22 protein-coding genes are annotated in these 23,906 nt (G+C 71.5%); 8 read left to right on the forward strand and 14 right to left on the reverse strand.

Features of this window, described 5'->3' with window-relative positions; genetic code table 11:
• The first annotated feature begins 84 nt into the window (after positions 1 to 84).
• Complete coding sequence (lysS, locus tag AB0L33_RS16885) at positions 85 to 1,845, forward strand: lysine--tRNA ligase (RefSeq protein ID WP_365682050.1); 1,761 nt, start codon at positions 85 to 87, stop codon at positions 1,843 to 1,845.
• Between the two features lie 276 nt (positions 1,846 to 2,121).
• Here the strand turns inward: lysS and AB0L33_RS16890 are convergent, their stop codons facing one another.
• The 3 genes from AB0L33_RS16890 to AB0L33_RS16900 form a co-directional block, all read right to left on the reverse strand.
• A complete protein-coding gene (locus AB0L33_RS16890) occupies positions 2,122 to 3,438 on the reverse strand; it encodes a DUF2637 domain-containing protein (RefSeq protein ID WP_365682555.1) in 1,317 nt (438 codons plus the stop codon).
• Between the two features lie 127 nt (positions 3,439 to 3,565).
• Positions 3,566 to 4,405: a DUF3558 domain-containing protein gene (locus AB0L33_RS16895; protein ID WP_365682052.1), complete on the reverse strand. Its 840-nt coding sequence runs from the start codon at positions 4,403 to 4,405 to the stop codon at positions 3,566 to 3,568.
• A 190-nt stretch (positions 4,406 to 4,595) separates the two neighbouring features.
• A complete protein-coding gene (locus tag AB0L33_RS16900; protein ID WP_365682053.1) occupies positions 4,596 to 5,453 on the reverse strand; it encodes a DUF3558 domain-containing protein in 858 nt (285 codons plus the stop codon).
• Positions 5,454 to 5,624: 171 nt separating this feature from the next.
• On the opposite strand from AB0L33_RS16900, the gene AB0L33_RS16905 reads away from it, so the two are divergent.
• A complete protein-coding gene (locus tag AB0L33_RS16905) occupies positions 5,625 to 6,818 on the forward strand; it encodes an RtcB family protein (protein ID WP_365682055.1) in 1,194 nt (397 codons plus the stop codon).
• A gap of 33 nt (positions 6,819 to 6,851) precedes the next feature.
• Here AB0L33_RS16905 and AB0L33_RS16910 read toward each other — a convergent pair whose 3' ends face one another.
• Positions 6,852 to 7,610 (reverse strand): SDR family NAD(P)-dependent oxidoreductase, encoded by a 759-nt coding sequence (locus AB0L33_RS16910; RefSeq protein ID WP_365682057.1) that lies wholly within the window; start codon positions 7,608 to 7,610, stop codon positions 6,852 to 6,854.
• 69 nt (positions 7,611 to 7,679) lie between these two features.
• A complete protein-coding gene (locus AB0L33_RS16915) occupies positions 7,680 to 8,015 on the reverse strand; it encodes a YnfA family protein (protein ID WP_365682059.1) in 336 nt (111 codons plus the stop codon).
• 64 nt (positions 8,016 to 8,079) lie between these two features.
• Between AB0L33_RS16915 and AB0L33_RS16920 the strand changes: the two genes are divergently transcribed.
• Entirely contained in the window at positions 8,080 to 8,562 is a 483-nt protein-coding gene (locus AB0L33_RS16920) for a MarR family winged helix-turn-helix transcriptional regulator (RefSeq protein WP_365682061.1), read from the forward strand.
• 10 nt (positions 8,563 to 8,572) lie between these two features.
• Here AB0L33_RS16920 and AB0L33_RS16925 read toward each other — a convergent pair whose 3' ends face one another.
• From AB0L33_RS16925 to AB0L33_RS16965, 9 genes are all read right to left on the reverse strand, one after another.
• Positions 8,573 to 9,307, reverse strand: a complete 735-nt coding sequence (locus AB0L33_RS16925; RefSeq protein ID WP_365682063.1) for a Mut7-C RNAse domain-containing protein — start codon at positions 9,305 to 9,307, stop codon at positions 8,573 to 8,575.
• Positions 9,308 to 9,350: 43 nt separating this feature from the next.
• The gene (locus AB0L33_RS16930) at positions 9,351 to 10,190 is read right to left on the reverse strand and encodes an NAD(P)H-binding protein (RefSeq protein WP_365682065.1); all 840 of its coding nucleotides are present in this window, start codon (positions 10,188 to 10,190) and stop codon (positions 9,351 to 9,353) included.
• Between the two features lie 100 nt (positions 10,191 to 10,290).
• Positions 10,291 to 10,830 (reverse strand): GNAT family N-acetyltransferase, encoded by a 540-nt coding sequence (locus AB0L33_RS16935; RefSeq protein ID WP_365682067.1) that lies wholly within the window; start codon positions 10,828 to 10,830, stop codon positions 10,291 to 10,293.
• Positions 10,831 to 10,859: 29 nt separating this feature from the next.
• Entirely contained in the window at positions 10,860 to 11,684 is an 825-nt protein-coding gene (locus tag AB0L33_RS16940) for a helix-turn-helix domain-containing protein (RefSeq protein WP_365682069.1), read from the reverse strand.
• A gap of 11 nt (positions 11,685 to 11,695) precedes the next feature.
• A complete protein-coding gene (locus AB0L33_RS16945) occupies positions 11,696 to 11,854 on the reverse strand; it encodes a hypothetical protein (protein WP_365682071.1) in 159 nt (52 codons plus the stop codon).
• A gap of 230 nt (positions 11,855 to 12,084) precedes the next feature.
• Complete coding sequence (locus AB0L33_RS16950; protein ID WP_365682073.1) at positions 12,085 to 12,744, reverse strand: hypothetical protein; 660 nt, start codon at positions 12,742 to 12,744, stop codon at positions 12,085 to 12,087.
• Positions 12,744 to 13,079 (reverse strand): hypothetical protein, encoded by a 336-nt coding sequence (locus AB0L33_RS16955; RefSeq protein WP_365682075.1) that lies wholly within the window; start codon positions 13,077 to 13,079, stop codon positions 12,744 to 12,746. The genes AB0L33_RS16950 and AB0L33_RS16955 overlap by 1 nt, the downstream gene beginning before the upstream one ends.
• Positions 13,076 to 18,202, reverse strand: a complete 5,127-nt coding sequence (locus AB0L33_RS16960; protein WP_365682077.1) for a caspase family protein — start codon at positions 18,200 to 18,202, stop codon at positions 13,076 to 13,078. The genes AB0L33_RS16955 and AB0L33_RS16960 overlap by 4 nt, the downstream gene beginning before the upstream one ends.
• A 92-nt stretch (positions 18,203 to 18,294) precedes the next feature.
• Positions 18,295 to 18,891: a hypothetical protein gene (locus tag AB0L33_RS16965; RefSeq protein WP_365682078.1), complete on the reverse strand. Its 597-nt coding sequence runs from the start codon at positions 18,889 to 18,891 to the stop codon at positions 18,295 to 18,297.
• A gap of 130 nt (positions 18,892 to 19,021) precedes the next feature.
• Between AB0L33_RS16965 and hemL the strand changes: the two genes are divergently transcribed.
• From hemL to AB0L33_RS16990, 5 genes are all read left to right on the forward strand, one after another.
• The gene (gene hemL, locus AB0L33_RS16970; protein WP_365682080.1) at positions 19,022 to 20,338 is read left to right on the forward strand and encodes a glutamate-1-semialdehyde 2,1-aminomutase; all 1,317 of its coding nucleotides are present in this window, start codon (positions 19,022 to 19,024) and stop codon (positions 20,336 to 20,338) included.
• On the forward strand, positions 20,335 to 21,024 hold the full coding sequence (locus AB0L33_RS16975) for a histidine phosphatase family protein (RefSeq protein ID WP_161211123.1): 690 nt from the start codon (positions 20,335 to 20,337) through the stop codon (positions 21,022 to 21,024). Before hemL ends, AB0L33_RS16975 begins: the two co-directional genes overlap by 4 nt.
• 168 nt (positions 21,025 to 21,192) lie before the next feature.
• Positions 21,193 to 22,458, forward strand: coding sequence for a hypothetical protein (locus tag AB0L33_RS16980; protein WP_365682082.1), 1,266 nt, complete (start codon positions 21,193 to 21,195; stop codon positions 22,456 to 22,458).
• Between the two features lie 67 nt (positions 22,459 to 22,525).
• The gene (locus AB0L33_RS16985) at positions 22,526 to 23,134 is read left to right on the forward strand and encodes a TlpA disulfide reductase family protein (RefSeq protein ID WP_365682084.1); all 609 of its coding nucleotides are present in this window, start codon (positions 22,526 to 22,528) and stop codon (positions 23,132 to 23,134) included.
• A gap of 4 nt (positions 23,135 to 23,138) precedes the next feature.
• Positions 23,139 to 23,900, forward strand: a complete 762-nt coding sequence (locus AB0L33_RS16990; RefSeq protein ID WP_365682086.1) for a cytochrome c biogenesis protein CcdA — start codon at positions 23,139 to 23,141, stop codon at positions 23,898 to 23,900.
• Positions 23,901 to 23,906 lie beyond the last annotated feature (6 nt).

Here is a 23,906-nt window from a genome sequence, read left to right on the forward strand (position 1 = left end):
ACGGGCCGTAAAGCCGTTTTCGTGCTGCGGCCCGCACCTGGGAGAATGGGCGGTGCCCCTACGAGTCCCACACGAGAGAAGGACGTGCCGACCGTGGCTCAGAGTCAGAGCAGCACCGAGACCGACTGGGTCTCCCGCTTCGCGGACGAGGTCATCGCCGAATCGGAGCGTCGTGCGCCTGGCAAACCGGTCGTCGTCGCCTCCGGCCTCTCTCCGTCGGGCCCGATCCACCTGGGCAACCTCCGCGAGGTCATGACCCCGCACCTGGTCGCCGACGAGATCCGCCGCCGCGGGTACACCGTGCGCCACCTGATCTCCTGGGACGACTACGACCGCTACCGCAAGGTGCCGAACGGCGTCCCCGGCGTCGACGAGTCCTGGGCCGAGCACATCGGCAAGCCGCTGACCTCGGTGCCCGCCCCGGCCGGGTCCGCGTACCCGAACTGGGCCGAGCACTTCAAGGCCGCCATGACCGCCTCCCTGGCCGAGCTGGGCGTCGAGTACGACCCGATCAGCCAGACGGAGCAGTACCTCGCGGGCACGTACCGCGAGCAGATCCTGCACGCCATGCGCCACCGCGCGGACATCGACGCCATCCTCGACCGCTACCGCACCAAGAAGGACCCGGCGGCGGCCGGCAAGGGCGGCAAGAAGCCGCAGCAGAAGAAGGTGGACGAGGCCGAGCTGGAGGCCGAGGCCGGCTCCGGCGCGGCCAGTGAGGACGACGGCAGCGGCGGCTCCGGCGGCTACTTCCCGTACAAGCCCTACTGCGGCAACTGCGAGAAGGACCTCACCACCGTCACCTCGTACGACGACGACACCACCGAGCTGAACTACACCTGCACCGCCTGCGGCTTCGCCGAGACGGTCCGGCTCAGCGAGTTCAACCGCGGCAAGCTCGTCTGGAAGGTCGACTGGCCCATGCGCTGGGCGTACGAGGGCGTGGTCTTCGAGCCCAGCGGCGTCGACCACTCCTCGCCCGGCTCCTCGTTCGTCGTCGGCGGCCAGATCGTCCGCGAGGTCTTCGACGGCGTCCAGCCGATCGGGCCCATGTACGCCTTCGTCGGGATCTCCGGCATGGCCAAGATGTCCTCCTCGAAGGGCGGCGTGCCCACCCCGGCCGACGCCCTGAAGATCATGGAGGCCCCGCTGCTGCGCTGGCTCTACGCCCGCCGCAGGCCCAACCAGTCCTTCAAGATCGCCTTCGACCAGGAGATCCAGCGGCTCTACGACGAGTGGGACTCGCTGGCCCGCAAGGTCGCCGACGGCACGGTCCTCCCGGCCGACGCCGCCGCGTACAGCCGTGCGATCGGCACCGCCGCCGGTGAGCTCCCGAGCACGCCGCGCCCGCTGCCGTACCGCACGCTCGCCTCGGTCGCCGACATCACCGCGGGCGCCGAGGACCAGACGCTGCGCATCCTCAGCGAGCTGGACCCGGCGAACCCGCTCACCTCGCTGGACGAGGCCCGCCCGCGCCTCGACCGCGCGGAGAGCTGGATCACCACGCAGGTCCCGGCCGAGGCCCGCACCATCGTGCGCGACGAGCCGGACAAGGAACTGCTCGGCTCGCTGGACGACGAGGGGCGCGAGTCGCTGCGGCTGCTCCTGGAGGGCCTGGACACGCACTGGTCCCTCGACGGCCTGACCACGCTGGTCTACGGCGTGCCGAAGGTCCTCGCGGGGCTCGAACCCGACGCCAAGCCGACGCCGGAGCTGAAGACCGCCCAGCGGTCCTTCTTCGCCCTGCTCTACCGGCTGCTCGTCAGCCGCGACACGGGGCCGCGGCTGCCCACGCTGCTGCTCGCGGTGGGGGCGGACCGGGTGCGCCGGCTGCTGGGCGCCTAGGGCGTGTTTCGAAAGTAGCGCCGTCCGCCCGTAGGGCGGGTCCGGCGGCGTCTGGTGCGTGCGATCGCAAGGCGGAGGGTCGCCCCGATACTGGTTGTATCGGGGTGATCCCGACAACGCGGCGAGCGATGGGGCCTCCCCTGCTCGAACGGAGTTGAGAGCTTGGGGAAGTGCCAGGCGTCGCCGGACAGGCGGGACTTTCGAAACACGCCCTAGCCACGGACGCGCCGAGGGGCCGTCTCCCGTCCGGGAGGCGGCCCCTCGTGCGTCGCGCGCTCACGCGATGTGGTCGGCTTCCAGCTCCTGGTGGTAGCGCTGCTTGAACGCCGGCATCAGCTGCCGGATCAGCGCCTCGCTGCGCGGGTGGCGGACGTTGTGCCCGTCGGTCAGGTGTATGTCCAGCACCGCGACGCTCGGGTAGTCGTTGTTCTCGGCGATGAACGCGGAGAACACCTCGTACGCGATCTCGGCGAACTCCTCGTCCTCCTGCGACCACTGCTGCGCGGTCTCCTGGACGGGTTCCGGCACGGGGATCTGCTCGGGCTGCCCGCCGGGGACGGTGCTGCCGACCGTGCCCACGTTGCCCAGCGGGCGGGTGCGTCCGCCCGGGCCCGTCGGGACCTGGTGCGGGACCGGGACGCCGACCTCGAAGTCCGGGTCGTACGTGCCCTCGTACACCTTGGCGGTCGCCCGCTCCGGGAACCACGGGTTGTCGTTCTCGTCGGCGGCGGGCGCGGGGGCGTGCTGGGAGGGGGCCTGCTGCTCGGGGGCCTGCTGCCATTCCTCCGGGGTCGCCGTCTGCGGCAGCTCCGGGTGCTGCTGGGCCGTCTCCACGGCCGGGGCGGCCTGGGGCAGCGGCTCCGGCACGGGCTCCGGCAGCGGTGCCGGGTCCGGGGCCGGGGGCAGCAGGGCCGGTTCGATGCCCGCGGCGGCCAGGCCCGCGGGGCCGGTCTCGGCGAGCGGGACGCCGTACTTCGCGAGGCGCAGCGGCATCAGGGACTCGACGGGGGCCCGGCGCCGCCAGGAGCGGCCGTAGCGGGCCTGGAGGCGGGCCTGGTAGATGAGCCGGTCCTGCTCCAGCTTGATGACCTGCTCGTAGCTGCGGAGCTCCCACAGCTTCATGCGGCGCCAGAGCCGGAAGGTGGGGACGGGCGAGAGCAGCCACCGGGTGAGGCGGACGCCCTCCATGTGCTTGTCGGCCGTGATGTCCGCGATCCGGCCCACCGCGTGGCGGGCGGCCTCGACGGCGACGACGAAGAGGACGGGGATGACCGCGTGCATGCCGACGCCGAGCGGGTCGGGCCAGGCGGCGGCGCCGTTGAACGCGATCGTCGCGGCCGTCAGCAGCCAGGCGGTCTGGCGCAGCAGCGGGAACGGGATGCGCAGCCAGGTGAGCAGCAGGTCCAGGGCCAGCAGGACGCAGATGCCCGCGTCGATGCCGATCGGGAAGACCAGCGAGAAGTCCCCGAACCCCTTGCTCAGGGCCAGCTCGCGCACCGCGGCGTACGAACCGGCGAAGCCGATCGCGGCGATCAGCACCGCACCGGCCACGACCAGGCCGATCAGCACCCGGTGCGTGCGCGTCAGCTGCATCGCAGCCACCCCCCATCCCCTCCCTTTTCCCTTGTCCTCGTCGCCGGTGGCTTGTTTCCGGCGGGCACAGCCTGGCACATGTGTGCGAGAGGTGTCGCGGGGGGAGGGGGCGGGGCGGCCTCCGGCGTCAGTCCGAGGACTTCGACTTGGCCGACGAACTGGGCTTCTGGGAAGGCTTCTTGGACGATTCGTCGGACGCCTTGTCAGTCGCCTTGCCGGTCGCCTTGTCGGTCGCCTTCGGGCTCTCCGCGCTTGCGGCGTTCGCGTCGGCGACGGCGGCGACCGCGTCCTTGGCCGCCATCGTGGCGCCCTTCAGGATGGTCTCGGCGTCCGGCGTCTTCGAACCGGCGTAACCCGCCCCGTTGTAGTTGACGACCACGACGACGTTCCCGGTGCGGGCGACGATCGTGGTGAACCGGAAGTCCTCGTCCGTCTTGGACTGGTCGTACGCGATCTTCGTCGCCTGGTCGCCGATGCCGCTGACCGACCCGGTCTTGACGTTCTTCGCGCCGTCGGCCCCCTCGGTCTTCTTGACCTGCTTGTCGAACTCCTCGGCTGCGCGGTCCGCCCCGCTGCCCAGGGTCTGGTCCGAGGCGAAGCGGGTGAAGCCGACGTCCAGCCAGCGGTACTGGGAGCCCTTGACGCCCTTGTCGGCCAGCCCGTTCCAGGAGCAGCCGCCGCGGACGGACGTGTCGCTGGACTTGCTGCGCGTGCCGTTCTTGCTCTTGGCCGACGGCACCAGGGACTTGACGGTCTTCGCCTCGACCGCCTTGCAGGGGTCGGGCAGCTCGGCGAACTTCGCCGCCTCGACGGCCGGTTCCGACTTCGTCGCGTCCGGCGCGGCGGAGGCGGAGGAGTCCGCCTCCTTCTTGTCGTCGGAGTCCGACGAGCAGCCGGCGACGACGAGCATCACCGGGACGGCGGCGCAGGCGAGTATGCGGGTGAGTCGCGGGGCTGATCGGTGCATGGTTCCTTCACTCGGATGGCGCGGCGGTCGGGGGACGGTGGTGCGGCGGTAGCCGTGCGGAGACAGGCCGCGGCGCTCGGCCGCCGGTGGCTCCGGAGGGCCACGGTACGACGGACGGCGACCGGATGCCGCCTTCGCCGACGGGCGCGGGGAGCGGGGCGCGGGGGCCCGGGCGGGCCGGGAGGCGGTGTCAGTCGTTGAACGAATCGACCAGCTGACGGGCCAGTGCCTGGGCCTTCTCCTGGAGTTCCATGCTGTCGGGAACCTCGCTGGGCATGGCCGGCTGGGCGGTGTACTCGACGGTCACGATGACGTTGGATGTGCGGAACACCACGCTCACGGTGCGGTGGCGGGCGGGGGCGCCGGCCCGGCTGAGCGCGTCGTCCAGGAACGCGCTGTCGCCCAGCTTGTCGAGCAGCCGGGGCTGGAGGCTGCCGGCGGGGCTGCCGGAGGCGGCGTCGCCGGACCCCTTGCCGTCGTCGGTGCCGGTGTCGTCCGTGCCGTTGCCATCCGTGCCGGTGTCGTCCGTGCCCGCCGCGCCGTCCGGGTCCTCCGTGCCCGTGTCCGGGTCGCCGGAGCCGGACGGGGAGGCGTCGGGGGACTCCGGCGGCAGGCCCGCGTCGGGCAGGTCGGCGGCGGTCTCCTTCTTCGCGTACACCTCGCGGGCGCGGTCGTCGTCGCTCACGGCGGTGTCGTAGGAGACGACGCGCTCGAAGTCCAGGTGGATGCTGCGGGTGCCCTCGGGGGCGTCGGACTTCCAGCGGCAGCCGATCCGCCGGTCGGTGTCGTACGTGACCGTGGCGGCGCCCTCGAACACCTTGTCCTGCTGGGCCTCCGGCATGTCGGCGGTGCCGGGCAGCAGGTCCTTGAGGGTGGCACGCGGGATGGCGCGGCAGGCGTCGGGGAGGGTGCGGTACTTGCCCGGGGGAGCGGACGAGGCGGCCAGGGTGCCCGGCTTGCTGTCGGGTGCGGAATCGCCGCTTCCGGAGTCGCTGGTGCAGCCGGCGGCGAGCGCTGCGATGAGCACGGCGCCGGTCGCGTACGCCATTCGTCGCACGGTCCTGGGCTCCCTTCGTGCGAAAAACGGTTGCCGCCCGATGGCGGCCGGTGGACACAATGTGTATCGCACGCGCCGCTGTGAACGCCGGTCGGCCGACTCATTTGCCGATCTTGGCGCCGGTTTTGCGCTTTCAGACTTTTTCGGGGGAATCGAGGAGCTATGTCGTATGTAGAGGTACCGGGTGCGAAGGTCCCCATCCGGATGTGGACCGACCCGGCGTCGGTCGAGGACGTGGCGATGCAGCAGCTGCGCAACGTCGCCACGCTGCCCTGGATCAAGGGCCTGGCCGTCATGCCCGACGTCCACTTCGGCAAGGGCGCCACGGTCGGCTCGGTGATCGCGATGCACGGCGCGGTCTGCCCGGCGGCGGTCGGCGTGGACATCGGCTGCGGCATGTCCGCGGTGAAGACGTCGCTGACCGCGAACGACCTGCCCGGCGACCTGTCCCGCCTCCGCTCGAAGATCGAGCAGGCCATCCCGGTCGGCCGCGGCATGCACGACGACCCGGTCGACCCGTCCGGCCTGTACGGCCTGGCGGCGGGCGGCTGGGACGACTTCTGGTCGCGGTTCGACGGGGTGGCCGAAGCGGTCAAGTTCCGTCAGGAACGTGCCACGAAGCAGATGGGAACGCTCGGAAGTGGAAACCACTTCATCGAGTTCTGTCTCGATGAGTCGGGTTCGGTCTGGCTGATGCTGCACTCCGGCTCGCGGAACATCGGCAAGGAACTCGCCGACTTCCACATCGGCCGGGCGCAGGGGCTGCCGCACAACCAGGGCCTGGTCGACCGTGACCTCGCGGTCTTCCTCGCGGACACCCCGCCGATGCGGGACTACCGCAACGACCTGTTCTGGGCGCAGGAGTACGCGAAGCACAATCGCGCGGTCATGATGGCGCTGTTCCAGAACGTCGTCCGCAAGGAGTTCAAAAAGGCCAAGGTCACCTTCGAACCGGTCATCTCCTGTCACCACAACTACGTGGCGGAAGAGCGGTACGACGGGATGGACCTGCTGGTCACCCGCAAGGGCGCGATCCGGGCGGGCTCCGGCGACTACGGGATCATCCCGGGCTCCATGGGTACCGGCTCGTACATCGTGAAGGGCCTCGGGAACGAGAAGTCCTTCAACTCGGCCTCGCACGGCGCCGGCCGCAAGATGAGCCGGAACGCCGCGAAGAAGCGGTTCTCCACCAAGGACCTGGAGGACCAGACGCGGGGCGTCGAGTGCCGCAAGGACTCCGGGGTCGTGGACGAGATCCCGGGCGCCTACAAGCCGATCGAGAAGGTCATCGACCAGCAGCGCGACCTGGTCGAGGTCGTCGCCAAGCTGAAGCAGGTCATCTGCGTGAAGGGCTGAGGCCGGGGCCGGGCCGCCCCGGCCCCGCCGTCCTCACGCCGTGCGGTGCACCTTCGAGTTGGACGCCTGGGCCCGGGGGCGGACCACCAGGAGGTCGATGTTGACGTGGCTGGGGCGGGTGACCGCCCAGTTGATCGTGTCGGCCACGTCGTCGGCGGTGAGGGGGGCGTCCACGCCCGCGTAGACCTTGGCGGCCTTGTCCGTGTCGCCGCGGAAGCGGGTGGTGGCGAACTCCTCGGTCTTGACCATGCCCGGGGCGATCTCGATGACGCGGACCGGGGTGCCGACGATCTCCAGGCGCAGGGTCTCGGCCAGGACGTGTTCGCCGTGCTTGGCGGCCACGTAACCGCCGCCGCCCTCGTAGGTGGAGAGGCCGGCCGTCGAGGAGAGGATGACGACCGTGCCGTCGCCGCTCGCGGTGAGCGCGGGAAGCAGGGCCTGGGTCACGTTGAGCGTGCCGATGACGTTCGTCTCGTACATCTGGCGCCAGTCCTGCGGGTCACCCGTGGCGACCGGGTCGGCCCCGAGCGCGCCGCCCGCGTTGTTGACCAGGACGGCCAGGCTGCGGAACGCGGTGGCGAACTCGTCCACCGCCGCGCGGTCGGTGACGTCCAGCGCGTAGGCCGTCGCCTGGTGCCCGGCCGCCGTGATCTCGGCGGCCAGGGCCTCGATGCGGTCCTTGCGGCGGGCGGTCAGCACGACGCGGTAGCCGGAGGCCGCCAGCTGCCGGGCGGTCGCGGCGCCGATGCCGCTGCTCGCTCCGGTGACGACGGCGATGGGGGTTGCGGCCATGGTCGGGCTCTCCTCGGACGGCTGAACGGTACGGTCGAACGGGGTCAGGATAGGCAGGCCGGGCCGGGATCAGTGGTTGCGGGGGGCGTACATGATCAGGGCCATCCCGGCCAGGCAGACCAGCGCGCCGGTCACGTCCCAGCGGTCCGGCCGGTAGCCGTCGGCGGCCATGCCCCAGGCGATCGAGCCCGCCACGAAGACCCCGCCGTACGCCGCGAGCACCCGTCCGAACTCGCCGTCCGGCTGGAGCGTCGCCACGAAGCCGTACGTGCCGAGCGCGATGATCCCCGCGCCGATCCAGGCCCACCCCCGGTGCTCGCGCACGCCCTGCCAGACGAGCCAGGCGCCGCCGATCTCGAAGAGTGCGGCGAGGACGAACAGGGCGACGGAGCGGAGCACGGACATGGGAGCAGGGTGTCACGGGCCGCGTGGGCCCGTGCGGTGACCTGGGGCTTCGTACACTCTCCGCATGCCGCCGAAGCCGTCCCCCCGCCGCAGCGCCCTGCTGGCCGAGATGTCCGTCGTGTCGCGGCGCTACATGGCCGCGTACGCGCTGTTCAACCAGGCCGTCGCCGACCGGCTGGGGCTGCACCCGACCGACCTCCAGTGCCTGAACCTGCTCAGCCTGGAGGACGCGCCCGTCACCACGGGGCGCGTCGCCGAGCTGACCGGGCTCACCACCGGCTCGGCGACCCGGCTGGTGGACCGCCTCGTGCGGGCGGGTTACGTGACCCGGGCGCGGGACACCGCGGACCGGCGGCGGGTGCTCGTGGCGACGGTGCCCGAGCGCATGGCGGAGTTCGGCGCGGTGTGGAAGCGGCTGAACGGCGGCTGGGACGCGCTGTTCGACGCGTACGGCGACGACGAGGTGGCCCTGTTGCTCGGCCACATGCGGCGGACCGTGGAGCTGAGCACGGCGCAGATCGCGCGGCTGCGGGACGGCGACGCCTGAGCCCCGGCCCTCAGCCCGCCACGGGGCCGAAGTCGCGGACCGCTTCCGCGACGATCGCCTCCAGGCGCGCGTGGTGCGCGCCCCGCCAGTAGACCCGCCCGCACTCCGCGCACTGCGCGAACACGTCGTACGTACGGCGCGTCCCGTGCTCCAGGTGCGGGCCGACCGTGTCCTTGTCGGCCGCCGCCAGCGGGCCGTTGCAGGCGGTGCACCGGGTCCACGGGGCGAGCGCCGGGGCGAACCGCTCCAGGACGTCCCGCAGCTGCTCGTCGGGCCGGTCGCTGTAGACGTACGCCCCGGCCCAGATCTCCCGGCGGTGCAGCAGCCCCCGGTCCCGGGAGAGCAGCACGCGCCGCTCCTTCGCGGAGAGGGCGGCCAGGGCCGGGTCGCCGATGTCCTCGCTCTCGTACGCGGCGTCGACGCCGAGCAGCCGCAGCCGGCGGGCGAGGGTGCCGAGGTGGACGTCGAGCAGGAAGCGCAGGGGCGCTCCCGGCACCTGCTGCGGGCGGGTCACGGGGCGGACCTCGACCAGTTCCCCGGCGGCCGGGACGTGCGAGGCGGGGGTGGGGCGGCCGTCCACGAGGAGTTCGCCGGCCTCGGTGAGCGGGATGCCCAGGGACTCGACGACATGGCCGAGCGTGGACGAGCCGTCGGTGGTCACCGGCGTCCGCCCCTGCCGGCGCCCGTGCGCCACGAAGAGCCTGAGCTCGGGGGCGACTTCGAGGTGGATCTCCGGTCCGTTCACCCGGTCAGGATGCCATCGGGGGCGGGCGTGCCGCCTGCGGATTTCAGGGCCGGAAGGCGGCGGCGTGCTCGGCGGCCCAGGTGGCGAAGGTGCGGGCCGGGTGGCCGGTCAGCTTCTGGACCCCGTCGGTCACCTCGGCGGGGACGCCGTCGGTGGCCGCCCAGTAGCCGAGCAGTCCTTCGGCGACCCCGGCGGGCATGTGGGACGCCATGGCCTCCTTCCAGGCGGCCGGGGTCACCTCGTTGACGGCGGCCGGGGTGCCGGTGGCGTCGGCCAGGACGCGGACCTGCTCGGCGGCGCTGAGGGATTCCGGCCCGGTGAGGTGGTGGGCGGCGCCCTGGAGGGCGGGGTCGGCGAGTGCGGCGAGTGCGGCCTCGGCGAGATCCGTCTCGTGGACCGGGCTGCCCTCGCTGCGGGGGTAGGGAAGGTCGACGGGGCGCCCTGAGCGGAAGGCCGCCGACCACCCGTAGGCGTTGGTGGCGAAGGCGCCGGGGCGCAGCAGGGTCACGGTGAGCGGCGAGGCGAGGAGCGCCTGCTCGACCGCGTGGTGCGCGGCGGCGATCGGGTTGGCAGCCGGGTCGGGGACCAGGACCGAGCTGGAGGACAGCAGCACGACGTGGCGTACTCCGGCGGTCCGGGCGGCGGTGACGAAGGCGTCGATGTGCGCGGGCTCGGCGTACAGGAAGACGGAGTCGACGCCCTCCAGGGCGGCGGGGAACGTGCTGGGGTCGCCGAGGTCGCAGTTCACGGCGGGGACGCCGGGCGGCAGGGAGAGCTCGGCGGCGTTGCGCGAGGCGGCGCGGACGGGGTGGCCGCCCTGGTGGAGCAGGGCGGTGAGCGCGGCGCCGACGCGGCCCCGGCATCCGGTGACGAGCGTGAGCATGGGTCTCCTCGTGGTAGATGCGTCGCGCATAGGTTGCGTGACGCAGATAAATATCCAGGAGGTGGCGGTACGCGTCAAACGCATAAACCCGGGCCCGGCTTCAGGCGCCCGCGCGCAGGTCCAGCCGCCAGTCGTTGGTCAGGAGCGGGTGGCCCGGCGGGTACTCGATCTCGCACGCGCCGAGCAGCGTGAAGCCCGCCTTGCGGCAGACGCCGTTCGACGGGCCGTTCTCCACGGACGGATAGGCGTGCAGATGGCGGTGCTTGCGCTCGGCGCGCGCCGCCTCGGCCACCGCGCGGGTCGCGGCCGATGCGATGCCCCGGCCCTGGAACTCCGGCAGGACCGTCCAGCCCGTCTCGTACACCTCCTGGTCCCGCCAGGTCCGCTCCCAGAAGCCGATGGTGCCCACCGCCTCCGCTCCCTCGGCCAGGGCGACGCGGAACATCCGGCCCCGGCCCGTCCGGTCGGCGCTGAGCGCGACGTAACGGGCGTGGCGCGCCCTCAGCTGCTCCTCCCTCTCGGGTCCGCCGAGATGGCTCATCAGCTCCGGTGCGTTGGCCCGGCGGAGCAGGTCCAGGTCGTCGTCGGACCAGGGCTCGATGCGTACGGACGAGCCCGGGGCGCGCTGCGCAGAGGTCATGACCGCACTGTAGGACGCGGCACTGACAGTCAGCGGGTGCCCAGCGCCGTGGGCGGTACGCCGAGCGTCGCCGTGAAGTCCCGTACGAGGTGCGCCTGGTCGCTGTAGCCGAGGTCGGCGGCGAGGGCCGCCCAGTCCACGTCCGGGGCCGCGCCGGCGCGCTCCAGCGCCTCGTGGATGCGGTAGCGCAGGATGACCCACTTGGGGCCGACCCCCACATACGCGGCGAACAGCCGTTGCAGCGAGCGCGCCGACAGGCCCTCGGCGCGGGCGAGTCCGTCGACGCGCAGGATCGTGCGGTCGCTGCGCACGAGGTCCACCAGGGCCATCGCGAGGTCGGCACGGGGGTCGGGCTCGGGGGCGAGCGCCAGCAGATACGCGTCGAGCGCGGCGACCCGGCCGTCCTCGTCCGCCGGGTCGAGCACGGCGGCGGGCGGGGCGGGCGGCGGCCCCAACACGTCGGTCGCGGGGAGTCGTCGCCCCGTCCACCGCGAGACGGGCGCCCCGGGTGCGAAGGGCCGGAATCCGCCCGGCCGGAACTGCACCCCGCAGACCCGCCCGCGCCCCTCCAGCTTCTGCGTGAACAGCCCCAGGCCGACGCCCGCGACCTCGGCGTATCCCGCGTCCTCGTCGCCACAGCCCGCGTAGCGCTCGAAGACGAGGTTGACGCTCGGGTGCGGGACGAGATGCGAGGCGTACGGCTGGGAGAGGTCCCAGTCGATCAGCCAGTAGTGCTCCAGATGGCGCCGGAGCCCGGGCGCGGGCTCGCGGCGCCGGAACTGTACGTGCGCGAACAGCTCGGGCGCGTCGACGATGCCCCGGGTGTCCCGCCGGGGGCCGTGGTGACCGGCCACGACGGCAGATCCTACGAGCGCTCCCGGTCCTCGGCCAGCCCGGCGGCCTGCTGCGTGTACGGGGACGGCGGCGCGGGGTGCCTGCGCCGCCACCAGGTGCTCGCCACCGTGTAGAGGCCGCTGGCGAGGAGCAGCGCGGGGATGGACAGGGTCAGGAGTGTGTCGCCCATGGCAGCCTCCTTCGGGAGGGCGGTGCCTCCTGCATCGGCAGGGCGGGCGGGGCGACTGAAGATCACTCTTCGGCCATTGAGTGGCTGGATGTGGGTGGCCTACAGGTGTCCTTCGAGCGTGTGTGCTTCGAGCACGTCAGTGCCGGTGGGGCGTTGGCGGTGCTCGCTCGTCACCGCCGCCCTCGCGGTCACCGGGGCGCCGGGTGCGGCAGCCGGGCCCCGGCGCGCCGTCAGCAACCGGACGCCGGTGCGGCGCTCAGGGCCTGCGTGCCCCAGGCGAGGGTGCGCAGGGAGGCCTTGGGACCGCCGCCGCCCGACGCGGCGGCGCCGCCCGCCTTGACGCGGACGGTGACGCCGGAGGGGTCGAGGGACACCAGCTCACCGCAGACCGTCCCCTCGCGGGTGTGGACGGTGACCGCCGCGCCGCCCTTCTCGCTCGCGGGCGCCACCCAGGTCGCCAGCACCCCGGCCGCCGTCGCCAGCACCCCGGCAACAGCGAGCCAGCGGGCGAGGTTGACATACCGGGGGGTGCGCGCGAGTTCCCGCTTCTCCCACTTGATGAGCTGGATCTCGTCCGCGTGCTCCAACGCGTCCTTCGGCCGCCCGTGCGCGGCCGAGGCCGCGGTGAAGGCCGACGACAGCAGGGCCAGCAGGCCGACCGCGATGGCGCCGACGACGCTCCACCGGTAGACGGGCGTCAGCTCGGCGACGTTCTCGCGCCCCTTCAGCACCAGGACGGCGGCCAGGAGCGCGGTCGCGGTGGCGAGGAAGTTGCGCCAGCCCTCGGCCTGGTGGCGGGCGATGGCGAGCTGCGACTGGAGCATGTCGTACAGGCGCTGGCGCGCCTGGAGGCGGATCGCCCGCGCGGACAGGCGGGGAAGTCCGGGCATCAGGCGCCCTGTGCCGTGGCGGACCCCGGAACCACCGGCCACCACGCGCCGCAGCCCACCTCCTCCAGACGATCGTCGGGGTGCGTCACCGGGCATTCGCAGTACATCGGGCGCGGCTCGGGGGCCGGAGCGGCGGAACCGCCGTCCCGCTTCCAGGGCCAGCCCTTGGGCACGGCACCGGGAGAGATTTCTGGGAGCGCGAACTCGCTCGGGCCGTGGCAGACCGGACAGGTGCCCGTGAACTCGATGGCGCCGACCTCGCTCATGCGTTCCCGCAGATCGGCGGGCGGCGCGACCTGCTGCTCGCGGTACGGCACGTCCTGGTGGGTGGTCACGTGGGCTCCTTCTCCGTGTCGGTGGTACGGGGTGCCTCTGCGGCGGGGACGCGGAGGCCGAACCACGGCGCGTAGTGCGCCAGGCGGCGGCGGACCTCGGAAACGTCCAGCCCGGTCTCCTCGGCGGCGAGCTCGATGTGCTCGTGCGTCACGTCCCCGGCGAGGACCGGTTCGCTGCCGGTGAGGTGCCGGGTGAGGAGGACGACGTCCAGGTGGTCGGGGGTGTGGTCGTCGTCCGGTGCGGGGTCGTCGGGTGCGATGCGGTCCGCGAACAGCCCGAGCTCCGGGTAGGCGGCGAGGGCGTGGTGGGTCGCGTTGAGGCCGAGGCCGAGGCGTACGGCGGTGATGGTGAGGGCGAGGGGGGTGAGGGGGCCCTCGTTCAGCGGATGGAACTGGAGCAGTTCCTCCAGGGGTGCCCGCACGGCCGGGTCGAGCGCCTGGCTGGGCGCTTCACCGCCGGGTATGTCCGGGGCGGCGGGGAAGGCAGGAGCGCCGAGGAGCTCGTAGGTGCGGAGTTCGGACACCGCTTCGGCCAGCCCGGTGCCGCGGTTGCGGGCGAGAGCGATGACCTCCCTGCGGGTGATCTTGGTCCTCCACTCCTTCACTCGGGGCACGTAGAGGGCCCAGGCCCCGCCGTGAGATGGCCGCAGGGCTCGGGCCTCCTCGGGCACAGGAGCGACATCGATGCCGTAGGGCGCGGCCTCCCGACGCAGGAGGTCGGCGGTCTCACCGACGGTGGCGCCACGGTGAGCCGCCAGGACCACGAGGAACTGAGTGTCGACGCAGTTCGACATGGAGTCGAAGGAGGCCACGAACTGCCAGCTGCTGTGGGGGAAGTCGAGCATCCGGGTGTCGTCGAGCAGGACATTCGGACGGTCTTGGACCGGGGTGTTCCACCAGGTGCGTACCGCTTCCGCGGCTTCGGCGCTCACCACCCCTGCCGCGGCCAGGGCTTCGGCCGCCTCGATGTCCTCCGCCACCGACTCCGGTTGCGGCATGTTCCGCAGGGCACGCAGCACGGTCCAGGTGCTCAACGGGCCGTCGACCGGTTCCATGTCCGGCCCGAGCCTGGCCCACCAGGAAGGAGCCTTGACCGAGGCGAGGGGACCACCCGAAGGATCGTCCATCCGCAGGCGCAGCCTCTCGACGGTCTCGCGTACGGATCGGGCAGTGAATCCCACCGTCGGGTCGCCGCGCCGTGCCGACAGCCGGACCAGCCTCAGAAGGTCGATGGACGGGTAGGCCAGCAGCCCCTGCGTGAGCGAGAAATGTCTGGGGCTCAGGGCGGAACGGTCGCCGTCCAGTATCCGGACCTCACTCGCTTCCTCACTCACCCGAAAGCCCAGGCGTTCGTAACGCCGCGCGATGGCCACGACGTCGGCGGGTTCGATACCCAGCTCCCGGGCGAAGCAAGCAGCGACGAGAGGTGTGACGACTGCGGGCAGCCCATGGAGGTCGGAATCATGCTCGGCATCAAGGACAGCGAGTTCCTGCTGGTCCGGAATGCGCCGGGCGAGTTCGTCGAGTTCCGGTGGCTCGGGGATCTCCGGGTGCAGGATGCGGAGCGGGCGGACCAGCGCGGCGACCTCTTGGATCGTCTTTCCCGCTCGGCCGGCGACGAGCAGGAGGGGCAGGTGAACCGGTGGCCGCAGGGCCTCGGCACGTGCGCCGTAATGGTGCCGCTCGGCGTACGCCTCGAACGTCCGGACCAGCAGTGAGCTGACTTCGATGTCGGCCAGGTGCGGGATGTCGGCCGCCTCGGGAACCGGGACACCGATGACGGCGTAGCGCCGAAGAGCGCGGATCACGGTTCGTAGGCCGTGCCCGCTGTCCGCCGCCGCCCTCAGAGCAGCACTCATGGGGTCCCACTCCCGGGTGGGCATCTCACGGAACAACAGCCCGTCGAGGGGTTCGAAGGCGGGGAATCCGGCGGGGTGGCCGATGCCTGCGCGAGCGGCCGGCAGCCGGTGGCCCGGACCCGCGGCGTTCACGAGCTGGGACCGCCACCAGTGGAAGAAGTGGGTGGGATCGGGATCCTCTTCGGTGTCGTCGGACACGTAATGCCGCGAACCCTTCTCATCGGCAGGGAGGCAGCCGAGCGCAGCCAGGGGCATGACGGTGACCGACGGGTCCGCGGTGTTCTCGTACCAGCCCTCGAACGTGACCCGCGCGTCGTTGGCCAGCAGGTGCCGTATCGCCATCTCGCCGGTCCGGGCATCGTCCGCGATCAGTTTCCACAGCCAGGCGAGCGGGAGGGGATTCCACAGCTCCAGATTGCCGACAGCCCGTGCCAGGTCCTGGCGGACCACGTCGGCTGCGAATCGCTGAAGCCGGTTACGGTCGACCCTGAGCTCCGCGGCGTGTCGGCTGCACAAGTTGATGACGTAGCCGTGGGGCCTCTCGTCGTCCCCCACGAAGATTCCGTCCACCAGACGGGCGCCCTTGTCCCGGACCCACCACGGCCCGTCCGGCGATTCCGGGGGAACAACCGGGGTGATCGACTTCAGCACCCCCGGTTCCCAGACGTCGGGCTCCGACGGAGCGGTGAGGTTGTCCTGCACGGACAGCCGCACCGGCGTGTGCCACACCTGCTCCCGCATGATCCGTACGACCGAGGGCGGCGACTCGGCGAACTCGGGCCGCAGATACAGGCGGACGCGGGTACCGGGCCTCTCCCTGGACCAGTCCCGGGACGAGCGCATCAGCCCGGAGTCCGAGGTCACATGGACGTGGTGGCCCGCCTCGACGCTGCCGAATCCGCTGGCGTTGGCGGGGAGCGTGGTCACCTCGATCGTCTCGGCCAGCATGAAGTAGCTGAAGACGCCGATCCCGAAGCGGCTGTTCAGCTCCGGCCGCACCCCCTTGCGGCGCCAGCGCCGCAGCTCGCGTACGTGCTGCGGCGACTGCTCGAAGCGGCGCCCGGCCCGCGAGAAGAGCTGGTCGAGCTCGTCCTCGGTCATGCCGATGCCGTTGTCCGTGCACTCCAGATAGACCCGTCCGTCGTCGCTGCGGCCGAGGACGAAGGTGACCTCGTACGTGGACAGCTCATTGACGGGCCTGCCGGCGCGCAGGCCGCTCTCTTGCGTGACGGCGACGGTGTACTTCTGGCGGGCATGACGGCGCCGGCAGGCGTCCAGCGCGTTCTGGTACAGCTCGCGGAGGGCGAGCATGTGGTCGCCGTAGAGCTGTGTGCCCATGATGAGCGGCTTGACGCCGTCCTCGGAGAGCTGGAAGCGGGGCGGCGGGGACTTGTAGCTCTCGTCCCGGGGCTCCATGCCGCCGGTGCCGACGTGGCGGGGAAGCCGGGCGTAGAGCGGATGCCTGCGATCGCCGTCGCGGAGTTCCTGCGCGGCGGCGGCCGCGGACTGCGCCTGGCGGTCCAGCGCCACGTGCAGCGCAGGTCCGGGGCACTCGAAGACCAGGCCCCAGTCGTGGTCGCCGGAGGGGGCGAAGCCACCGTCGTCCAGGCCGGCGAGGAGCGTCGCGGGGTCGGTCACGTCGTCGCCGAGGTGGTCGACGACGATCCCGTCCAGCATCCGGGGGTCGATGGCCAGCAGCTCGGCCATGTGCAGCAGACCGGCCAGCTGGGCGGGGCGCCAGGCCGTGGTGTCGGCGAGTGCCAGGCGTTCGGTCAGCTCGTTCTCCCACTTCCTCCCGTCCGGGGCCTTCGTCCCGGGGCGGGTGTGCATCTGGGAGACCACCTGGAGGAGCGCGTCGCTCAGCCGGTCCCGTCGGGTGGGCTTCGACGTGATCTCCAGGAACGCGGCGTACTCGGCGACGTCCGTCATGAGCCGGAGGACGTCCGCCATGCTCTTCAGGGCGCCGATGCTCTTCTCCCCGTCCTGCGACTGGCACCAGAGCTGGTCCCAGTCGGCCGGGAGCCGGTGCCTCAGCCACTGTTCGGCGGCGACCGCCGCGGTGCCCGGCCCGGCGGACCGCAGCCTGAGGCGCTTGGCGTCGATCTGCCGGTAGGCCCGGCGGACGTCGTCCATGTCGTGGGCGAGGTGCTCCCGGTACGTGTCGCCGGAGCCGGGCCGTCCGTGCTCGTCCTCGTCCTCGCCGGGCCCCGCCGGCGGGTACAGCTCCGCCAGGGCCCGGCGGCTGCACGCCAGGGCGGCCTCGCGGACGAACGGGGCGGCCAGCAGGACGACCACCTCGAGGGGGCTCAGCCGCCCCTCCGGGCCATTCGGGACGAGCCGGTCGAGCTGGACGAGCACGCGCTCGGGGAACTGAAGGTCCTCCCAGAGGTCCGGGCCCGCCTTCTGCCTGCGGTCGGCGTCGTACTTGATCCGCAGGACCCGGTCGATCAGGAGGCTGATCCGGTCCTTGAGCCGGCCGGTCACCACCTCGTCGCCGGTCACCCGGGTCCACAGCGGCGAGTCGTGCATGGCCGAGGTCCAGCCGCCGGTGCCGCGTCCGGACGCGCAGATCTCCCGCCGGGAGGGCTCGACCGGAGCGGCCCCCAGGGGACTGCCCAGCCAGGTCACGTCCACCGGGTGCCGGCTCCCGTTGTCCCGGGCGATCTGCTCGGTCCGGTGCTTCACATGGGTGAGAACTTCGGAGACCGTGCGCCACGGAGTGTCCGGGGCCAGCGCCTCGGCCAGCGCCCGGCCCATGAAGCTGCCCTCCTCGGTGCCCATCGCCCGCTCACCCGCCACGCACGCCTGCACCAGCACGACGTTCCGGCGCTCGGGCGACGCCTCCGGCCGGGGCGGGGTCCCGATGTCCGGATCGGCCTCGTCCCGGCAGGCATCCAGACAGAGCATCACGGTGGCGGCGGAACGCAGCTTGCCCAGCAGCTCGTTGGGTGCCACCTTGATCAGGCTGCGCAGCAGCTCCGGATGCGCCTTGGTGGGCACCAGGTAGTCGGCGTCGGCCCTGCGCACCCCGTGGCCGGTGAAGTACACGAGCGCGAAGTCGTCGTCCCGGCACTCGGCGAGAAAGGCATCGAGGGCCAGCACGATCTCGTCGTCGGTCGCCGCCTCCTCCGCGTCCAGCACGGTGACCGCCGATTCCGGGTAACCGGACCGGATCAAGGCGTCCCGGATCAGGGCCAGGTCCCGGCGGACGAATTCCAGGTCCGGCTGAGGGGCCGCGATCAGCAAAGCCCGTGATACGCCCATGACGGAGCGGTCTCCTCCCCCTGCGCCACGGAGCACCGGCCCCCTGGCGCCGCACTGTCGTCAGCGCAACAGTACGACTCGAACCCCCTCCGTCACGGCCAGACCAGGCAGTACGCCTGATGCCCCGCGTCGTGCAGCCGGTGGCTGAAGTCCTGCCACTCGTGGAGCAGCTGGTAGACGTTGAACGCGTCGCTCGGGCCGCCGCGGTCCGGGACCGTGGACCAGATGAAGGCGGCGGCGCCCACCGACTCCTCGCCGATGCCGCGCAGCGGGTCGACCACGGTCATGGGGAGCTTGACCACCGCGTAGTCGGGGTGCAGGACGACCAGTTCCAGCGGGGGGACCTTGTGCAGAGGTATGCCCTGGATGCCGGTGAGGACCATCGCGGCCACCGTCTCCGGCTTGATCTTGGTGAACATGCCACCCATGCCGAGCTCGTCGCCGCCGAGCTCCTCGGGACGCATGGAGATGGGCACGCGTGCCGCGGTGGCTCCGTCGGGCGCACCGAAATACTTGTAGGTCACCCCCACCCGGCCACCACTCCCGCTCCCGGCTCCGCCGCCTGTCTGCGTCTCACCGGCCTGTATGCCCTGCGTGTGCTCGGTCTCGCGCCGCCGGTGCCGGCCGCGCCGGGCAGGCTCGGGCCCCGGGCCGTCCGTCCCTTCGCCCACTCCGCCACCGCGATGCATATCTCATCCACCCGACTACTCACTGGGAGGCACAGCCCCCGCCGTGCAACCCGATCATCGTGTCAGTGACCTCCCCCACGGGCGTGCGGTGAAACACCTGTCCGCAAAGACCGTCCGTGGCTCTGACACCATGGCATGTGTGAGCTTTCCCTATGACGCCCCAGTTTCGCAGACGCTTTTCGACCGCGCGTCCCTCGTGACGCCCGGCGGCGTGAACTCTCCTGTCCGTGCCTTCCGGGCCGTGGGCGGTACGCCCCGGTTCATGGTGTCCGGTACCGGTCCGTATCTGACCGACGCCGACGGGCGGGAGTACGTCGACCTCGTGTGCTCGTGGGGGCCGATGATCCTCGGCCACTCCCACCCCGAGGTGATCGCCGCAGTCCAGGAGGCCGTCGCCCGCGGCACCTCGTTCGGTACGCCGGGCGAGGGCGAGGTCGCGCTCGCCGAGGAGATCGTCGCGCGCGTCGAGCCGGTCGAGCAGGTGCGGCTGGTGTCGTCGGGGACCGAGGCGACGATGTCCGCGATCCGCCTCGCCCGCGGGTTCACCGGCCGGGCCAAGGTCGTGAAGTTCGCCGGCTGCTACCACGGCCACGTGGACGCCCTGCTCGCCTCGGCCGGGTCCGGCGTCGCCACCTTCGGGCTGCCGGACACCCCCGGGGTCACCGGCGCGCAGGCGGGCGACACGATCGTGCTGCCGTACAACGACCTGGACGCCGTGCGCGCCGCGTTCGCCGCGCACCCCGGCGAGATCGCGTGCGTGATCACCGAGGCGTCGCCGGGCAACATGGGCGTCGTGCCGCCGCTGGACGGGTTCAACGCGGGGCTCAAGGAGCTCTGCGCGGCCAACGGGGCGCTGTACATCTCCGACGAGGTGATGACCGGATTCCGTACGTCGAAGGCAGGCTGGTACGGCGTCGACGGGGTCCGCCCGGACCTGATGACCTTCGGCAAGGTCATGGGCGGCGGCTTCCCGGCCGCGGCCTTCGGTGGGCGCGCCGACGTGATGGCGCACCTGGCCCCGGCGGGCCCGGTCTACCAGGCGGGCACGCTGTCCGGGAACCCGGTCGCCACCGCCGCCGGGCTCGCGCAGCTGCGGCTGCTCGACGACGCCGCGTACGCGAAGGTGAACGCGGTCTCCGCCGAGATCCGGGGTCTGGTGAGCGCCGCCCTGGACAAGGAGGGCGTCGCGCACACCGTGCAGGCGGCCAGCAACATGTTCTCCGTGTTCTTCACGGACGGACCCGTCCGCGACTACGAGGACGCCAAGCGGCAGGACGCCTTCCGCTTCACCCCGTTCTTCCACTCGATGCTGGCGCAGGGCGTCTACCTCCCGCCGTCCGCGTTCGAGTCGTGGTTCGTGTCCACCGCCCACGACACGCAGGCCGTCGAGCGCATCGCCGCCGCCCTGCCCGCCGCCGCCCGCGCCGCCTCGGAGGCCACCGCATGAGCGAGAAGAATCCCGACGACATCACCGTGGTCCACCTGATGCGCCACGGCGAGGTGCACAACCCGGAGGGCGTGCTGTACGGCCGCCGGCCCGGCTACCACCTCTCCGAGCTGGGCCGGCAGATGGCCGACCGGGTCGCCGAGCACCTGGAGAAGCGCGACATCACGTACGCCGTCGCCTCCCCGCTGGAGCGCGCCCAGGAGACGGCGACCCCGATCGCCAAGGCGCACGGCCTGGACCTCGCCACGGACGAACGGCTCATCGAGGCCGCCAACGTCTTCGAGGGCAAGACCTTCGGCGTCGGTGACGGCGCGCTGCGCAAGCCGGACAACTGGAAGCACCTGACGAACCCGTTCCGCCCGTCCTGGGGCGAGCCGTACATCGAGCAGGTCGTCCGCATGATGGGCGCGCTCGACGCGGCCCGGGACGCGGCCCGGGGGCACGAGGCGGTCTGCGTCAGCCACCAGCTGCCGATCTGGATCGTCCGCAGTTTCGTGGAGCGGCGGCGGCTCTGGCACGACCCGCGCAAGCGGCAGTGCACCCTCGCCTCGCTGACCAGCTTCACGTACCGGGGCGACAAGATCGTCTCCGTCGGGTATTCGGAGCCGGCCCGCGATCTGGTTCCCGCGCATCTGCGGGCCGGTGCGAAGCCGGTGAAGGGCGCGTCGAAGGGGTTCGGCGCGTAGGCAGACCCCCGCTCCAGCTCCGGATTCGGTTCTTTGTTCGGTCAACGTCGGGTCTGGTTTCGTAAAGAATTTTGTGCTATCCGGGGGAACCCCCGTGTGGCTCCTCCCATCTAAGCGATTGCCAGTTTGTATGGACTTAAGGCAAAACGACCGCAGATGGGAAGCCGCATGCGTGAGATCAGCCGAAGGGGATTGCTCGGAGCCGGTCTCGGTGCCGCGGCCGCCGCCGGAATGGCGGGGTGCGGCACCACCGGCTCCCCCGGCGCCGGAGACGGAAGCCCGGGTCCCGACAAGGGCGCGGCCGGGCAGAAGGCGGCCGGCGGAACCTCGAAGGGCACCGGAAAGAAGAAGGACGTCCGCGCGATCGGGGACGGTTCCACCGCCTACACCGGGAAGCAGCCGAAGCAGCCGCAGGCCCCCGTGCCGCTGGAACCCGGGCAGAAGCCGCCGCAGTTCGTGATCTTTTCCTGGGACGGCGCCGGAGAGGTCGGCAACGGGCTCTTCCCGCGCTTTCTGGAACTCGCCCGGGAACACGACGCGTCGATGACCTTCTTCCTCTCCGGCCTCTATCTCCTGCCGGAATCGAAGAAAACGCTCTACCGCCCCCCGAACAACCCCGTCGGCGCCTCCGACATCGGCTATCTCACCGACGGCCACCTCAAGGAGACGCTGAAGAACGTCCGGCAGGCGTGGTTCGACGGCCACGAGATCGGCACCCACTTCAACGGGCATTTCTGCGCAGGCTCCGGATCGGTCGCCAACTGGACGCCCGACCAGTGGCAGAGCGAAATCGACCAGGCGATCTCCTTCGTCACCCAATGGCGCACCAACACCGGCTGGAACGACGAGGAATCGCTCCCCTTCGATTACCGCAAGGAACTCGTCGGCGGCCGCACTCCCTGTCTCCTCGGCCAGGACAACCTGCTGCCCACCGCCAAGAAGCTCGGCTGGCGCTACGACGCCAGCTCGCCCGGAGGCACCCAGGTCTGGCCGGTCAAACGCCAGGGAGTCTGGGACCTGCCGCTCCAGGGCATCCCCTTCCCCGGGCACACCTTCGAAGTCCTCTCCATGGACTACAACATCCTCGCCAACCAGTCGCAGAACTCGACCAGGGGAATGCCCTCCCGCTATCCCGGCTGGCGCGAACAGGCCACGCAGTCCTACCTCAGCGGATTCAAACGCGCCTACGAGACGAACCGCGCGCCCTTCTACATCGGAAACCACTTCGAGGAGTGGAACGGCGGCATCTATATGGACGCCGTCGAGGAGACGCTCAAGCAGATCGCCGGGAAACCGGATGTGCGCCTCGTCTCCTTCCGGCAGTTCGTGGACTGGCTCGACGTCCAGGACCCGGCGGTCCTCGACAAGCTCCGTACGCTCCAGGTCGGCGAAGCGCCCGCGGGCGGCTGGAACACCTTCTTTAAACGAGCCTGACAACGGGCTTTACGGGCACCGAGGGGGGTGCCCAAGATCCCCGGAACGGCCATGCGAAACTTTTCACATGAGCCATGGCCGCGCACCCCGACGCCGCTTCACGCTGCTCGCCGCCCCCCTGGCGGCCGCCGCCCTCGCACTGACGCTGACCGCGTGCGACTCCGGCGACAAGACCAGCGGCGGCGGCGACACCAACTTCGTCACGGGCAACAGCGGAATCGCCACCGCGCCCAAGGGCGAGCGCGCCGACGCGCCGGAGCTCGACGGCGAGACCGTGGACGGCAAGCAACTCGATCTCGCCGACTACAAGGGCAAGATCATCGTCCTCAACGCCTGGGGCTCCTGGTGCGCCCCCTGCCGGCTGGAAGCGAAGTACTTCAAGCAGGTCGCCGAGGCCACCAAGGACAAGGGCGTGCAGTTCGTGGGCATCAACACCCGCGACAACTCCAAGAGCAACGCCCTCGCGTTCGAGAAGAGCCACGAGACCCCCTACCCCAGCTTCTACGACCGGACCGGGAAGCTCCTGCTCCGCTTCCCCAAGGGCACCTTCAGGCTCCAGTCCATCCCGTCGACCGTCGTGATAGACCGGGACGGCAAGCTCGCCGCCCGCTTCGTGGGCCCGATGGACGACACCGACCTGCACAAGATGCTCGACCCGCTGATCGCGGAGAAGTGATCAGGTGAGCACCCTCGCCGCCGCCATGCAGAACAACACCGTCCTCAACGGTGCCCTGCTGGTCGCCCTGCCCATCGCCCTCCTCGGCGGGCTCGTCTCCTTCTTCTCGCCCTGCGTCCTGCCGCTCGTCCCCGGCTACCTCAGCTACGTCACCGGGGTCAGCGGCGCCGACCTCGCCGAGGCCCGGCGCGGCCGGATGGTCGCGGGCGCCTCGCTCTTCGTCGCCGGCTTCACCGCCGTCTTCGTCTCCGGCGGCGCCCTCTTCGGCTACTTCGGCGACACCCTCCAGGCCAACAGCGGGCCGCTCACCAAGGTGCTCGGCGTGCTGATGATCCTCATGGGCGTCTTCTTCATGGGCCTCATGCCGTGGATGACGCAGCGCGAATTCCGCATCCACAAGAAGCCGGTGACCGGACTGGTCGGCGCCCCGCTGCTCGGTGCCCTCTTCGGCATCGGCTGGACCCCGTGCCTCGGGCCCACGCTCAGCTCGGTCTCCATCCTCGCGATGAACCAGGGCACCGCCGGACGCGGCGCCATACTGACCGTGGCCTACTGCCTGGGCCTGGGCATCCCCTTCGTGCTCGCCGCCGTCGCCTTCCGCAAGGCGCTCGGCGCCTTCGGATGGGTCAAGCGCCACTACGCCTGGGTGATGCGCATCGGCGGCGGAATGATGATCGTGACCGGGCTGCTCCTGCTCACAGGCGCGTGGGGCAGCATGATGCAGGAACTACAGGGCTGGTCGGACGGCTTCCAGGTGGGGATCTGAGTACCA

Source organism: Streptomyces sp. NPDC052299 (assembly GCF_040679335.1).
Taxonomy (GTDB): domain Bacteria; phylum Actinomycetota; class Actinomycetes; order Streptomycetales; family Streptomycetaceae; genus Streptomyces.

Bases quoted from the DNA above. Each gene is read 5' to 3' on its own strand.
- AB0L33_RS16890 (WP_365682555.1), bottom strand. From the start codon at position 3,438: ATGCAGCTGACGCGCACGCACCGGGTGCTGATCGGCCTGGTCGTGGCC.
- AB0L33_RS16895 (WP_365682052.1), bottom strand. From the start codon at position 4,405: ATGCACCGATCAGCCCCGCGACTCACCCGCATACTCGCCTGCGCCGCC.
- AB0L33_RS16900 (WP_365682053.1), bottom strand. From the start codon at position 5,453: ATGGCGTACGCGACCGGCGCCGTGCTCATCGCAGCGCTCGCCGCCGGC.
- AB0L33_RS16905 (WP_365682055.1), top strand. From the start codon at position 5,625: ATGTCGTATGTAGAGGTACCGGGTGCGAAGGTCCCCATCCGGATGTGG.
- AB0L33_RS16910 (WP_365682057.1), bottom strand. From the start codon at position 7,610: ATGGCCGCAACCCCCATCGCCGTCGTCACCGGAGCGAGCAGCGGCATC.
- AB0L33_RS16915 (WP_365682059.1), bottom strand. From the start codon at position 8,015: ATGTCCGTGCTCCGCTCCGTCGCCCTGTTCGTCCTCGCCGCACTCTTC.
- AB0L33_RS16920 (WP_365682061.1), top strand. From the start codon at position 8,080: ATGCCGCCGAAGCCGTCCCCCCGCCGCAGCGCCCTGCTGGCCGAGATG.
- AB0L33_RS16930 (WP_365682065.1), bottom strand. From the start codon at position 10,190: ATGCTCACGCTCGTCACCGGATGCCGGGGCCGCGTCGGCGCCGCGCTC.
- AB0L33_RS16935 (WP_365682067.1), bottom strand. From the start codon at position 10,830: ATGACCTCTGCGCAGCGCGCCCCGGGCTCGTCCGTACGCATCGAGCCC.
- AB0L33_RS16945 (WP_365682071.1), bottom strand. From the start codon at position 11,854: ATGGGCGACACACTCCTGACCCTGTCCATCCCCGCGCTGCTCCTCGCC.
- AB0L33_RS16950 (WP_365682073.1), bottom strand. From the start codon at position 12,744: ATGCCCGGACTTCCCCGCCTGTCCGCGCGGGCGATCCGCCTCCAGGCG.
- AB0L33_RS16960 (WP_365682077.1), bottom strand. From the start codon at position 18,202: ATGGGCGTATCACGGGCTTTGCTGATCGCGGCCCCTCAGCCGGACCTG.
- AB0L33_RS16965 (WP_365682078.1), bottom strand. From the start codon at position 18,891: ATGCATCGCGGTGGCGGAGTGGGCGAAGGGACGGACGGCCCGGGGCCC.
- hemL (WP_365682080.1), top strand. From the start codon at position 19,022: ATGGCATGTGTGAGCTTTCCCTATGACGCCCCAGTTTCGCAGACGCTT.
- AB0L33_RS16975 (WP_161211123.1), top strand. From the start codon at position 20,335: ATGAGCGAGAAGAATCCCGACGACATCACCGTGGTCCACCTGATGCGC.
- AB0L33_RS16980 (WP_365682082.1), top strand. From the start codon at position 21,193: ATGCGTGAGATCAGCCGAAGGGGATTGCTCGGAGCCGGTCTCGGTGCC.
- AB0L33_RS16985 (WP_365682084.1), top strand. From the start codon at position 22,526: ATGAGCCATGGCCGCGCACCCCGACGCCGCTTCACGCTGCTCGCCGCC.